Here is a 13,828-nt window from a genome sequence, read left to right as displayed (position 1 = left end):
TGTAGTCGTTGCCACCAGCTGGGACAACCGCGATGATTCACTCGCACCATCCACGGACCTTATCAACAAATGCCTGGTAGTCGTTGGCTCCGCTACCGACGATGGTGTCATAGAGATCATCTGGATCCGGCAAGAAGTTTTCCCCATGGGCCGTCAGGATGGCACCAAGAACACCAAGCCCTGTGCGCTTGTTCCCGTCATTGAAGGGATGCCTCATAATGATTTCGAAGCTAACTTTGGCTGCTTTATCCTGAATCGTCGGGTACAGCTCGTGCCCACCAAACGTTCGGAACGCGCCCCCCAAGCGCGCTTAGTAATCCAGGCCTATCAGCTAGGCCTGGCATTCCCCCGTCTCGAGCAAGAGCGCTGTCATGCAGCTGTTCGACTTCTTCAAGACTGATCAGAAATTGTTCATCCGCACTATGCATAACTCACTCCGATGTTCAAGCTATGCGAGCCGCTTGAAAACGTCCTTATAGCGCTCGTACACCTCATCAAAAGCGTCTAAATACGGCATTTCACGCTCGGTACCTTGTTTGACTACTTCGAGCGGCGTGCGCAGAGCCTGGTCGAGGTCGCTGTCATGTGCCCTGGCTGCATTACCCATGAGCCCTGTCCTTTCTACTAGTTCACACAAAAGTACCCGCTGCATCTGTGCAGCGCTAGGGCACTACCTTGATCGCGCCTTCCCTGCGTGGGTCTACACCTGCCAGCCAGCCGCCGTCGTCTGTGCGTTGCAGAATCGCCAGGCCGCTGGCCAGTGGATAGTCGGCAACAATGTGCCCGCGCTGCTCGAGTTCGCGCGCCAGTTGCGCCCGGCGCGTCTCCATCTCCTCCATTAATGACGCCGCGTTCGACGCAGGGTGGATCGTGTCTTTCCCGAGCCATGTCTGGCCGTTATTGAACGCACCGAAGTTGCCCATGTTGCAGGCCTGCTGGGGGCTTAAGCCCCACTCGAATAGCGCTAGCAGTGCCTTGACCATGTATTGAATGATCACTCCCCCACCTGGCGAGCCGAGGACAGCCACGGGGCGTTTGTGCTCCCCGAAAACCATCATCGGCGCCATCGAGGAGCGCGGCCGACGCCCCGCCGCCGGATAGTTAGGGTGCGCCTCGGCGATGTCGGTGGCCAACTCCACGTTCTGCGCATCTACAGCATCCTGCAGCCGCTTGCGCAGCTCCGGGGCGAGCGCGCGGGTGAAGTCACTGAGCTGGTTGTTCAGGAAGAAGCCGCCCACCATGTGGAAGTTTCCGAACGCCGCCTCCACGCTGGAGGTCACTGCGACGGCGCGGCCCGCGGCGTCAACAATCTGAAAGTGCGTCGTTCCGTGCTCGTCCTGGTGGGGCGTGACCTGCGCAGCCCTCGTTCCGAGCGGATCACCTGGGAGTGCGAGTTCGGCGGGGCGATCCGAAATAAGCTGGCGGCGGCGCGCGATGTAGCCACTGTCGAACAGCTGCTCCTGCTCGGACAACCACAGCCAGCCGCCCATGATGGCGTCGCGATCGGCGTAAGCCAGGCGCTCGGCCTCCGCGATGAGGTGCACCCCGTCCGCGTCAATCGGCAGCGACGGAACATGCCCACGTAGAGTTTCAAGCGTCGCAAAAATTGTTGACGCGCCCGCGGCAGAACAGCCCGGGGACAGCATCCGGTAAGTCGCACCGTCCGCACCTCCCGATTGGTACTCGTATGCCAGTGCCTCGCCCGCAGTTGCCCGGTAGCTTTGCAGCGACGCCAAACTGATATGCCCGCCGGTTGCCATAGCGATCTTGCAGGCCAAGCGGCCACTATAGAACGTCCGAACCGCATTCATCGATTCCAGCCCAGCGAGCTCGCGCAAAGTCTGGGCATACTCCGGGTTGCGCAGTTCATCCCCCTCTGCCACCGGCATCCCACCTGGAAACAGATAGGCGAACGCGGCGTCATTACTTTTAAGCCCATCGGCGAAGTGCGCGACCGAGCGGGCGAGGCGATCGCTGACCTTAAAGCCCTCCTCCGCCAGGCGGATTGGCTCCTCAAACAGGACGTGCCACGCCAGCACACCCTCGCGCGCGTGAAGCAATGCCAACGCCGAAACCACCCCGGGTACGCCGGCGGACACCATGCGGCCGCGCGGATCGCCAGTACACAAGTCCAGCATGACGGCGGGATCATTCAGGGCAAGCGGTCCGACCTCGCGGCCATCGATCGCATAATTCAACACCGTCGGGCCAGTGGAATTGTGGACGGTGGCGTACAGCCCGCCACCCAAGCCGGAGGACTGCGGCTCCACCAGACCAAGCACCAGTTGCGCGGTGATCGCAGCATCGGCCGCAGAGCCGCCCAACTCCAGGATGCGGGCGGCGGCGTCGGTGGCGTACTGATTCGCCGTCATCACCATGCCATTGCCCCGGGGCACCTGGACATCCTGCAAACCTACCCGGTAGCCGGTGTAAATCTCGGGGCTGGTGTGCAAGTCGAGGTGCGGCTGATTCATGCCCTCTAGGTTACTGGCGAGGGCCCGATTCGCCACGCATCAATCTCCGGTCTTCTTGCGTGACCGTTTAAAAGTCGGCACCATTTCACGGGGCGCGCCGCGAGGATCCCGCACGGATAGATATTCGTCGTACCAGCCCCAAGCAAACTCGTTATTGGGATGCCGATCCACAGCAGCAAATGCACACCAGGCCACGAGATCTACGATCTGAAAAAACTGAGAGCTAGCCGACACTTTCCGCGCTAAAGGAGCCACCGAGGAAGAGATCGCACTGTTTATTAGCGACGAAATGCTGCCATGGTCGGTTGGGGTACAAAAAACCGGCAGATTTGCCTTTTCCACTTGGGTTTCCGCAGGTCGCGGTTTCTGTGGTGGCAAATCTGCGGGTTTTTTGTACTTTGCCTGACCCAGGACAGAGACGAAAACGCCCTCACGAAAATTCGTGAGGGCGCTTCGCTTATCCGATCATCGACCGGACAATGCTACTGCCTAGCTGAAGTCATCCAGCGGAACGGCAGCGCCGGTGAAGTCACCGAAGGTGTCGTCGCCGTAGATGCTGTCACCGTAGGTCGGGATCGAGTACGCAGCATTGCGTGCGGCCTCGGTCGGCTTGACCTGGATGTTGCGGTAGCGGGCGATACCGGTACCAGCCGGGATCAGCTTACCGATGATCACGTTTTCCTTCAGGCCGATCAGCTTGTCGGAGCGCTTGTTGATGGCAGCGTCGGTGAGGACACGGGTGGTCTCCTGGAAGGAGGCCGCCGACAGCCAGGACTCGGTTGCAAGCGAGGCCTTGGTGATACCCATGATCTCGGAGCGCAGCTCTGCGGGCTGGCCGCCGGACTGCACTGCTTCCTTGTTTGCCATCTTCGCTTCGGACAGGTCCACGAGGGTGCCGGGGAGGAATTCGGTGGAGCCGGATTCGATGACGGTTCCGCGACGCAGCATCTGTCGAATGATGATTTCGATGTGCTTGTCGTGGATGGCCACACCCTGTGCACGGTAGACGGCCTGCACTTCGTCAATGAGGTGCTGTTCGACGCCGCGACGGCCCAGGATTTCAAGGACGTCGTGCGGGTCGGCGGGGCCACGGAGCAGACGCTCGCCGACGGTGACGTGGTCGCCGTCTTGGAGGGTGCGCTCGATGAAGGCTCCGGGGTTGGACTCCATCGGGACCTTGATCATGGCTAGGCCTTGACGCTTGGACAGCTTCTCGTAGACCACATCGTCGCCGTCGTCGTCCGGGGTGATGGTGAGGGTGTAGAAGTTGCCTTCGTCTTCCAGCTTGATGGTGCCGGCGACGGAAGCGATCGGGGCCTTGTTCTTGGGAACGCGGGCTTCGAACAGTTCCTGGACACGCGGCAGACCACCGGTAATGTCGCCACCGACACCACCTTGGTGGAAGGTACGCATTGTCAGCTGGGTACCGGGCTCACCAATGGACTGTGCAGCGACGATACCGACGGCTTCGCCGATGTCGACCTGCTTGCCGGAGGCCATGGACTTGCCGTAGCACTTGGCGCAGACACCGGTGGGTGTCTGGCAGGTGAGTACGGAGCGCAGCTTGGCTTCCTCGACGCCGCCCTTGACGAGTGCGTCGACATCCAGTTCGCCAAGCTCGGTGCCTGCGGGCAGAACAACCTCGCCGTTTGCGCCGATGGCGTCGGCTGCGAGGACGCGGCCGAGGACGGAGGTTTCAACCAGGCTGTGGCGGTGGAAGGTGCCGTCACCGTTGGCAACAGCGACGGGCAGTTTGATGCCCTGGCGGGTCGCGCAGTCTTCTTCGCGGACGATGACGTCCTGTGCGACGTCGACGAGACGACGGGTGAGGTAGCCGGAGTCTGCGGTACGCAGAGCGGTGTCGGCCAGGCCCTTACGGGAACCGTGGGAGTTGTTGAAGTACTCGAGCACGGTGAGGCCTTCACGGAAGGAGGTCTTGATCGGTCGGGTGATGTATTCACCCTTGGAGTTCACGACCATGCCCTTCATGCCGGCCAGGGTCCAGATCTGACGCATGTTACCTGCGGCACCGGACTTCACGATCATGGGGATCGGGTTGTCGTCGGGGTACAGGTCTTCGACTGCCTTACCGACGGTGTCGGTAGCGTCCTTCCACAGTTCGACGAGGCGGTCGTAGCGCTCGCGCGGGGTGAGTGCACCCTGCTGCCAGTACTTACGCTCGATCTCGCGGGCTTCGGCTTCGTAGCGGTCGAGGATTTCGTCCTTGTTCGGCAAAACGAGCACGTCAGACATGGTGATGGTGACGCCGGAACGGGTTGCCCAGTAGAAGCCGGCGTCCTTCATCTTGTCCATGGTCTGTGCCACGGTGATCATCGGGTAGCGTGCAGCGAGATGGTTAATGACGTCGCCGAGCATGATCTTGTCGGTGCCGCCGCCCTTGCGGACCATGACGCCCTCAAGGTAGGGGTAGTTCCACGGAAGGAGCTCGTTGAACTTCACGCGACCCAGGGTGGTGTTTGCCAACCAGGTGTCGCCCTTGTTCCAGCCGTCGGGGAACTGCTCTGCTTCGATGTCTGCCGGGGGACGCAGGTGCGAGATACGCACCTTGATCGGGGCTTGAAGGCCCAGTACACCGCGGTCGTAAGCCATGATGGCTTCGGCGACGGAGGAGTACACACCGGTAGCTGGAGCGTCTTCGGTAGCGGGGGTGTATGCACCTTGGCCACCGAATTCGTCGCGTCCCTTTTCGAGGGTGAGGAAGTACAGGCCGGTCACCATGTCCAGGCGCGGCATTGCCAGTGGCTTACCGGAGGCCGGGGACAGGATGTTGTTGGAGGCGAGCATGAGGATGCGGGCCTCTGCCTGGGCTTCGGCGCTCAGAGGCAGGTGGACTGCCATCTGGTCACCGTCGAAGTCGGCGTTGAACGCTTCACAGGCCAGGGGGTGCAGCTGGATGGCTTTTCCTTCGACGAGCACGGGCTCGAAGGCCTGGATACCAAGGCGGTGCAGGGTGGGCGCACGGTTCAGCATCACGGGGTGCTGGGAGATGGCCTCTTCGAGGACGTCCCACACCTCGGGGCGCTGGCGTTCCACCATGCGCTTTGCGGACTTGATGTTCTGTGCGTATTCGTGCTCGACGAGGCGCTTCATGACGAAGGGCTTGAAGAGCTCGAGAGCCATCAGCTTCGGCAGACCACATTCGTGGAGGCGCAGCTGGGGGCCGACGATAATAACGGAACGACCGGAGTAGTCGACGCGCTTACCGAGTAGGTTCTGGCGGAAGCGGCCCTGCTTACCCTTGAGCAGGTCGCTCAGGGACTTCAGCGGACGGTTACCGGGGCCTGTGACGGGGCGACCGCGACGGCCGTTGTCGAACAGGGCGTCAACGGATTCCTGCAGCATGCGCTTTTCGTTGTTCACGATGATCTCGGGGGCACCGAGGTCGATCATGCGCTTCAAGCGGTTGTTGCGGTTGATGACGCGACGGTAGAGGTCGTTGAGGTCAGAGGTTGCGAAGCGGCCACCGTCGAGCTGCACCATGGGGCGAAGCTCCGGGGGGATGACCGGAATGCAGTCGAGCACCATGCCTGCAGGGTCATTGCCGGAGCGCTGGAACGCTGCGACGACCTTGAGGCGCTTGAGTGCGCGCATCTTCTTCTGGCCTTTGCCCTCGTTGATGATGGTGCGCAGTTCTTCGGCCTCTGCGTCGAGGTCGAAGTTGCGGATGAGGGTTTGGATGGCTTCTGCACCCATGCCGCCGGTGAAGTAATCCTCGTAGCGGTCAACGAGTTCGGTGTAGATGGACTCGTCGACGATCATCTGCTTGGGGGCAAGCTTGACGAAGGTCTGCCAGATTTCTTCGAGTCGGGCGACTTCACGTTCCGCGCGTTCGCGGATGTGGGTCATTTCCTTCTCTGCGGCGTTTTGCACCTTGCGACGTGCGTCGGCCTTTGCGCCGGCTGCTTCGAGCTCTGCCAGGTCGGCTTCGAGCTTTGCTGCGCGGTCGGCGATGTCGGATTCTGCGTCGGCTTCAACGTCCTTCTTCTCGAGGAGCATTTCTGCTTCGAGGGTGGACAGGTCGTTGTGGCGTGCTTCATCGTCAACGCTGGTGATGATGTTCGCAGCGAAGTAGATGATGCGCTCGAGTTCCTTGGGAGCAAGGTCGAGCAGGTAGCCGAGGCGTGAGGGAACACCCTTGAAGTACCAGATGTGGGTCACGGGAGCAGCAAGCTCAATGTGGCCCATGCGCTCACGGCGCACCTTGGACTTGGTGACTTCTACACCACAGCGTTCACAGATGATGCCCTTGTAGCGAACGCGCTTGTATTTGCCACAGGCACATTCCCAGTCGCGGGTGGGGCCGAAGATGCGCTCACAGAAGAGGCCGTCCTTCTCCGGCTTGAGGGTTCGGTAGTTGATGGTCTCCGGCTTCTTGACCTCGCCCTTGGACCAACGACGGATGTCGTCGGCTGTTGCGAGCCCAATGCGGAGCTCGTCGAAGTAGTTGACGTCGAGCACGTAACTCCCTTTCCTCCCGGGCTGATTCCCGGGGGTTCATTTTGTTACTTAAGAACTTGTGGGTCGCAAACGTTTAGGCGGAGTCTGCATCCGAGCGTTCGTCGCGAGAGAGGTTGATGCCGAGGGTTGCACCTGCGGCGTCGTACTCGTCGTCGTCAGAACCACCGAGTTCCATGGGGGTGCCATCTGCTGCGAGGACCTCAACATTGAGGCAGAGCGACTGCAGCTCCTTGAGCAACACCTTGAAGGATTCCGGGATGCCCGGATCCGGGATGTTTTCGCCCTTGACGATGGCTTCGTAGACCTTCACGCGGCCGACGACGTCGTCGGACTTGATGGTCAACAGTTCCTGCAGGGTGTAGGCAGCACCGTATGCCTGCATTGCCCACACCTCCATTTCGCCGAAGCGCTGGCCACCGAACTGTGCCTTACCACCGAGCGGCTGCTGGGTGATCATGGAGTAGGGGCCGGTGGAGCGGGCGTGGATCTTCTCGTCGACCAGGTGGTGCAGCTTCAGCATGTACATGTAGCCGACAGACACTGGGTACGGGAAGGGTTCGCCGGAGCGGCCGTCGATCAGCTGGGCCTTGCCATCGCCATCGACCATGACGTCGCCGTCGCGGTTGGGGCGGGAGTTTGCCAGCAGGCCGGCGAGCTCTGCGTTGGATGCGCCGTCGAACACGGGGGTCGCGGTGAGCGAGCCAGCGGGAACGTCGTAGAGCTCCTCGGGGAGCATCTCCATGAGTTCCTTGTTCTCCGGGTTGTTGATGTCGATGTTCCAGCCGGCGGCTGCGAGCCAACCGAGGTGAACTTCGAGGACCTGGCCGATGTTCATACGACGGGGCACACCGTGGGTGTTGAGGATGATGTCAACGGGGGTGCCGTCGGGTAGGAAGGGCATGTCTTCGGCGGGAAGGATCTTGCCGACGACGCCCTTGTTGCCGTGGCGTCCAGCGAGCTTGTCGCCGTCCTGGATCTTGCGCTTCTGGGCGACGTAGACGCGGATCATTTCGTTGACGCCGGGGGCGAGATCGTCGTCTTCTTCGCGGGAGAAGCGGCGGACGGAGATGACCTTACCGGTTTCGCCGTGGGGCACCTTCATGGAGGTGTCGCGCACTTCGCGTGCCTTTTCGCCGAAGATGGCGCGCAGGAGGCGCTCTTCGGGGGTCAGCTCGGTTTCACCCTTCGGGGTGACCTTACCGACGAGGATGTCGCCGTCGCGGACGTCGGCGCCGATGCGGACGATGCCGCGCTCGTCGAGGTCCTTGAGGACGTCTTCGCTCACGTTGGGGATTTCACGGGTGATTTCCTCGGCACCGAGCTTGGTGTCGCGGGCGTCAATTTCGTGTTCCTCAATGTGGATGGAGGTGAGGATGTCTTCTTCAACCAGACGCTGGTTCAAGATGATGGCGTCCTCGTAGTTGTGGCCTTCCCAGGGCATGAATGCCACGAGGAGGTTACGGCCGAGGGCCATTTCACCGTTGTCGGTGCCGGGGCCGTCGGCGATGACCTGGCCGGCTTCGACGCGCTGACCCATGTCAACGAGGGGCTTCTGGTTGTAGCAGGTGCCCTGGTTGGTGCGCTGGAATTTGCGCAGCATGTAGGTGTCGCGGGTGCCGTCATCAGCCATGACGGTGATGTAGTCGGCGCAGACGTTTTCGACAACGCCACCCTTGGCGTTGATGATTGTGTCGCCGGCGTCGTAGGCTGCGCGGAGCTCCATGCCGGTACCAACCAGAGGGGCTTCGGAGCGGACGAGCGGCACGGCCTGACGCTGCATGTTGGCACCCATGAGGGCACGGTTTGCATCGTCGTGCTCGAGGAAGGGAATCATCGCGGTTGCGACGGAGACCATCTGGCGCGGGGAGACGTCCATGTATTCGATGGCTTCGGGGCCAACGACCTCGATGTTTCCGCCCTTGGTGCGGACGACGACGCGTTCTTCGGTGATCTTGCCGTCTTTGTCGTGCGGGGTGTTAGCCTGCGCGACGACGTAGCGGTCTTCTTCATCAGCGGTGAGGTAGTGAACCTCGTCGGTGATGTGACCGTCAACGATCTTGCGGTAAGGGGTTTCGATGAAACCGAAGGAGTTAACGCGGGCGTAGCACGACAGGGAGCCGATCAGGCCGATGTTGGGGCCTTCGGGGGTCTCAATGGGGCACATGCGGCCGTAGTGAGACGGGTGGACGTCGCGGACCTCGATGCCCGCACGTTCGCGGGAGAGGCCGCCGGGGCCGAGGGCAGACAAACGACGCTTGTTGGTCAGGCCAGACAGAGAGTTGTTCTGGTCCATGAACTGGGACATCTGGGAGGTTCCGAAGAACTCGCGGATGGCCGCAGACACGGGGCGCACGTTGATCAAGGAGGTAGGCGTGATCGATTCGGCGTCCTGGGTGGTCATGCGTTCGCGGACGACACGCTCCATGCGGGACAGGCCGACGCGGACCTGGTTCTGGATGAGTTCGCCGACGGTGCGCAGACGACGGTTGCCGAAGTGGTCAATGTCGTCGGTTTCCACGGGGATGACGGTGCCGTTGGGCGAGGTCATCTGGGTTTCACCAGCGTGCAGGCGCACGAGGTATTCCAGGGTGGTGGCGATGTCTTCTTCGGTGAGGGTCATGAGGCCCTCGTGGTCGCCGCCGAGGCCGAGCTTGCGGTTGACCTTGTAGCGGCCCACCTTGGCGAGGTCGTAGCGCTTGGTGCGGAAGAAGCTGTTGTCCAGGAGGGACTGTGCAAGGTCGCGGGTGGGCTGTTCGCCCGGGCGCTGCTTGCGGTAGATCTCGAGGAGGGCTTCGTCAGTGTTGGCCACGCCGTCGTTTTCGAGGGTGGTCATCATGATTTCGGAGAAGCCGAAGCGCTCGGTGATCTGCTCGGCGGTCCATCCAAGGGCCTTGAGCAGGACGGTGACGGGCTGGCGGCGTTTGCGGTCGATGCGGACACCGACGGTGTCGCGCTTGTCGACGTCAAATTCGAGCCATGCGCCGCGGGAGGGGATGACCTTCACGGAGTGCAGGGGGCGTTCGGTGGACTTGTCGATCGTCTGATCGAAGTAGACACCGGGGGAACGCACCAGCTGGGAGACGACGACACGTTCGGTGCCGTTGACGATGAAGGTGCCCTTGTCGGTCATCATCGGGAAGTCGCCGATGAAGACGGTCTGGGACTTGATCTCCTGGGTTTCGTTGTTGATGAACTCTGCGGTCACGTAGAGCGGCGCGGAGTAGTTGATGTCTTTGTCTTTGCACTCGTCGATGGAGTTTTTGACTTCTTCGAAGCGAGGCTCGGACAGGGACAGGGACATGGTCCCGGAGTAGTCCTGGATTGGGGAGAGTTCTTCGAGGATGTCCTCGAGGCCGCTGGTTACGCGGTTGCCCTCTCCGATTTCGGCCTGGGTGCGCTCGCGCCACTCGGGCGTGCCGACGAGCCAGGCAAATGAGTCGAGTTGCAGGTCGAGTAGACCTGGGACCTCGATTGGTTCGGTGATCTTCGCGAACGAGTAACGTTCGGGAGCCCCGGGAATTTCGGCCATTGACGTGTCTGTCTTGGTCTGGCGGGAGACTGCCAAGATGCGTCCTTCCAGCACCTCACGCGGCCGATGGTCCGCCATATGACCACCGCATCCGCTGAATTGGTTATAGATATATCTGTCTGCTTAGTGGGTTTAGTTGCGGGCAGTTATAAGGTGTTGACGTCGGGGTGCGCACTGTGTGCACACGATGCTTATGTCGCGCCCAGATAGCACTAAATGGCCTTGTCAAACCGGTTTTTTCGGTTTGTTTGCAAGGCCTGTTTTTATGCTCTGCTGCACGGTTTTCACTGCGTAGCAGGGGCTTTTCCTTATACATGCGCCTTCAACTAATCCCAGCGCAACGGTTAAGCCTATAGGATCCAGCGGCAAATGTAAAGTGTGAATCTTATCACTTCTTTGGTGTGGTTCTTGCTGTACGTCCACGCCGTGTCTGCGTGAGCGCTAACCCTACCCCAACTAAAAGCAGTAGACCACCAACGACACCCGCGACACGCACAGCCCATGTGCGGACTGCTGGGTTCGGCAGTGCGTCGACGTAGGCGATCATCGCATCCACGCTCTTCTGCGTCGCTCGGCCCTGAAACACGCCGTCACGGCCATCAGGCATGGGGCGCCTTTCGGCTCGGTCCAGCACTACCCCACTGTCTTGGTCGACGACATAATCTACATAAAAGTCCTGTCCATTGCCATCTTTCCCTAAGTTTTGCCTGTAGGTAATGACGTCGCGTCCGTAACTGTCGGCGCGCGCCTGAAGCCCAGCGGCGTCATTATCTGTGGTGCCATTGTTGGGGGAGGATTCGAGCCGGGTGGCTTCGCCGGTTTTCATGCTGATGGGGTCGAAGACGGTGTAGCTGTCGGCCTGGGCGCGCTCGGGGAAGGTCAACCATAGAGCACCTTGAGGGGGCGTGATTTGCTGGGTGGGCATGCCGAGGGTCCGCGAAACGGTGACGGGGCTTGTGAGCTCCCCGGTGGCGGGGGTGAATTCTGCGGCCATAACGGTGGCGTCGATGAGCCCCTCAAAGCCATCATCGCCACCAGCACTCCCCTCACTGTCCGCACTACCGGCACTGCCAGCGTTCGGTTCGGCGATGGTGGTGATGCCCAGACGAGCGGTAAGCACCTGCTGCCCTTGCGGGCCGAAGTCACCATTGGGCCCGGGAAACTCGACGTGCTGTTGTTCAGTGAGCCCCGCGGCGTCATCGGTGATGGTGATGGTCCACGGCCCGGAGCCTGCATCAATGCCGGTGGGGTTTGGTGCGATGGTCGGATAGACCAGGGAACCGACGGCCAAACCTGCCCCCAAGAAGATGGTTGTGGCGGTTGCTGCTGTGCGGCGTGGGCGTGCGGACATGCCCGCAATCATACTGACTATGCTGGCCGTCAGAAACGTTCGACGACGAGGAGGCCCGTGGGTGCAGCACGATCATGATCACCGGCTGTCCACGACCCAGTTAGTGGCCTGCGCGCTGTTGGGGTTCAGCTGCCTCATTCTGGCTATCTCTGGGCGCGCCGCGGCCTATGTGCAGGGTTTTTGGTTGCCGTTTGTCGGCTTGGCTTCTGCGTTGATTGTTATTTCGTCCCTGTGGGCACTCTGGACTCGCCTAGGCGGTGATGGTGCGCACCGGTGGGGAGTATCGCGGCGTCGTGATCTTTTATCAACGTGCGTGTTGCTGTCGCCTGCGGTGCTGTTGGCGTTGGCTGCGCCCGGCGCGTTGGGGGCTGGGTCGCTGGGGCACAATGGTGTGCTTGCGGCGGGCGATTCTGGCGCTGGGAGTGTTGGGGGTGGGCCTCACCGTTCTTTTGTGCGAAACACGCCGCACTCTTTTCCGCCGCTGGGCGATGGGCTCAATGAGGTGACGCTGGAGGACATCCAGGACCGTTACGTTTTTGGTGATGCGCACAGTTTGGATGGTCACCAGGTGCGTTTCGAAGGGTTCGTGTCTTATCCACGTGAGCGTGGTTCGCGTGGGGTCGACGGGCAGGATACTTCCGAGCAGCCGGCCGATGGTGCGACGGAAGTGTTAGTAAGCCGCTACAAGATTTATTGTTGTGCGGCAGACGCCGTGCCCTATACCGTCGCGGTGCGCATTCCCAGCACTGCTGGCAATGCCCGGGGCGGGTCCGCCGCTCTACCGCAGGAGGATCAGTGGGTGCAGGTCACAGGGGTGGTTCTGCCGCCTGATGCTCCCCCTGGCACGCCGACTCCACTGTTTCCCACTATCGATGCTTCAACTGTTCGCGCGATTGACACCCCGAAGGACCCCTATCTATGAGCGCGCCGTTAGATTCACCGTCCAGGTCTGCGGCTTCCCCGCGCCGTTCGAGCGTCGGCATCGTGTTGTGGGCAGCTTTTTTGGCGATCACGGTGTCGCAGTTTCACTCTCCCCTGTTCGCCCTGCCCGGCAGGCTGCAGGCGTGGGGCTCGTTATGGGTGGCGATCTGTGTGCAGGCGTTGCCGTTTTTGGTGTTGGGCGTGTTGGTGTCGGCGTCGATTGCGACGTTTGTTCCGGCGAGTTTTTTAGGCAGAATGACGCCGCGTAACCCCTTCTGGGCAGTTCCCGCTGCGGGTGCTGCGGGGGTGGCGTTGCCGGGGTGTGAGTGTTCTTCTGTTCCGGTGGCTGCTTCTTTGATGCGCAGGGGGGTGTCTCCGGCTGCGGCGTTGTCTTTTCTGTTGGCGTCTCCGTCGCTGAATCCGGTGGTTATTGTGTCTACTGCGGTGGCGTTTTATGGTTTGCCGCAGATGGCGTGGGCCCGGTTTGCGGCCGCTGTTGTGGCGGTGTTGTGTGCGGGGTGGTTGTGGTTGATTGTGGGTGATAACAGCACCCTAGCTGAGCATGATGAGCGTCTTGGGGAGTGCACCCCAAGCAAGCCTTGCGCCGCCACTGCGGTGGCGCGGGGGGAGGTGTTTAGGGATGCAGCGCTGGCTGATTTCTTCCCAGCTGCCAGCTATCTGGTGGTGGGGGCTGCGCTGGCCGCTGCAGTGAAGATCATTGTTGCAGCACAGTGGTTTTTGGGGCTCGCGGACACCCCGTGGTTGTTGATAGCTGTGATGGTTGTGTTGGCGATCGTACTGTCGCTGTGTTCGGAGGCCGATGCGTTTGTGGCGGCGTCGTTTACAGCGGTGTCCCCCACCGCACAATTGGTGTTTTTGGTTGTGGGGCCGATGGTGGATTTCAAGTTGATTGCTATGCAGTTGGGGGCGTTCGGTCGGGGGTTTGTGCTGCGTTTCGTTCCGGTAGTCTTGCTTAGTGCAATAGCGTCAGCATGCGTGGTGGGCGTCGTGTTTTTTGGCGGCCTCTAGTGTGGTTTTAGGTCAACAACACCGAGAGAAGGTTACCCCCACCTA

The 13,828-nt window shown here is 61.1% G+C and carries 8 protein-coding genes; 2 read left to right on the top strand and 6 right to left on the bottom strand.

The features are described from left to right. Positions 1-37: 37 nt before the first annotated feature. The 6 genes from L1C91_RS04925 to L1C91_RS04900 all read right to left on the bottom strand — a co-directional run bounded on the left by L1C91_RS04925 (position 38) and on the right by L1C91_RS04900 (position 11,833). Positions 38-304, bottom strand: coding sequence for a Fic family protein (locus L1C91_RS04925; RefSeq protein WP_268836433.1), 267 nt, complete (start codon positions 302-304; stop codon positions 38-40). Positions 305-448: 144 nt separating this feature from the next. Next, a complete protein-coding gene (locus L1C91_RS04920; RefSeq protein ID WP_234858292.1) occupies positions 449-607 on the bottom strand; it encodes a hypothetical protein in 159 nt (52 codons plus the stop codon). A 55-nt stretch (positions 608-662) separates the two neighbouring features. After that, positions 663-2,474, bottom strand: a complete 1,812-nt coding sequence (locus L1C91_RS04915; protein WP_234858291.1) for a gamma-glutamyltransferase family protein — start codon at positions 2,472-2,474, stop codon at positions 663-665. A gap of 489 nt (positions 2,475-2,963) precedes the next feature. Continuing rightward, positions 2,964-6,953, bottom strand: a complete 3,990-nt coding sequence (locus tag L1C91_RS04910; RefSeq protein ID WP_234858290.1) for a DNA-directed RNA polymerase subunit beta' — start codon at positions 6,951-6,953, stop codon at positions 2,964-2,966. A 73-nt stretch (positions 6,954-7,026) separates the two neighbouring features. Then, entirely contained in the window at positions 7,027-10,536 is a 3,510-nt protein-coding gene (gene rpoB, locus L1C91_RS04905) for a DNA-directed RNA polymerase subunit beta (RefSeq protein WP_234858435.1), read from the bottom strand. A gap of 334 nt (positions 10,537-10,870) precedes the next feature. Then, entirely contained in the window at positions 10,871-11,833 is a 963-nt protein-coding gene (locus tag L1C91_RS04900) for a porin PorA family protein (protein ID WP_234858289.1), read from the bottom strand. A gap of 61 nt (positions 11,834-11,894) precedes the next feature. Here L1C91_RS04900 and L1C91_RS04895 point away from each other — a divergent pair, with 61 nt between their 5' ends. Together L1C91_RS04895 and L1C91_RS04890 are read left to right on the top strand one after the other, a co-directional pair. Further along, complete coding sequence (locus tag L1C91_RS04895) at positions 11,895-12,755, top strand: TIGR03943 family putative permease subunit (RefSeq protein WP_234858288.1); 861 nt, start codon at positions 11,895-11,897, stop codon at positions 12,753-12,755. Next, positions 12,752-13,783 carry a permease gene (locus L1C91_RS04890; protein WP_234858287.1) on the top strand — a complete coding sequence of 344 codons (1,032 nt, stop codon included), beginning with the start codon at positions 12,752-12,754 and terminating at the stop codon, positions 13,781-13,783. Before L1C91_RS04895 ends, L1C91_RS04890 begins: the two co-directional genes overlap by 4 nt. Positions 13,784-13,828 lie beyond the last annotated feature (45 nt).

Source organism: Corynebacterium argentoratense, from assembly GCF_021491455.1.
GTDB classification, from domain to species: domain Bacteria; phylum Actinomycetota; class Actinomycetes; order Mycobacteriales; family Mycobacteriaceae; genus Corynebacterium; species Corynebacterium argentoratense_A.
Note: the sequence above shows the minus strand (reverse complement) of the source record. Positions and strands in the feature narration are given on the sequence as shown.

Coding starts and splice junctions, on each gene's coding strand:
- L1C91_RS04920 (WP_234858292.1), bottom strand. CDS start 607: ATGGGTAATGCAGCCAGGGCACATGACAGCGACCTCGACCAGGCTCTG.
- L1C91_RS04900 (WP_234858289.1), bottom strand. CDS start 11,833: ATGTCCGCACGCCCACGCCGCACAGCAGCAACCGCCACAACCATCTTC.
- L1C91_RS04890 (WP_234858287.1), top strand. CDS start 12,752: ATGAGCGCGCCGTTAGATTCACCGTCCAGGTCTGCGGCTTCCCCGCGC.
- L1C91_RS04915 (WP_234858291.1), bottom strand. CDS start 2,474: ATGAATCAGCCGCACCTCGACTTGCACACCAGCCCCGAGATTTACACC.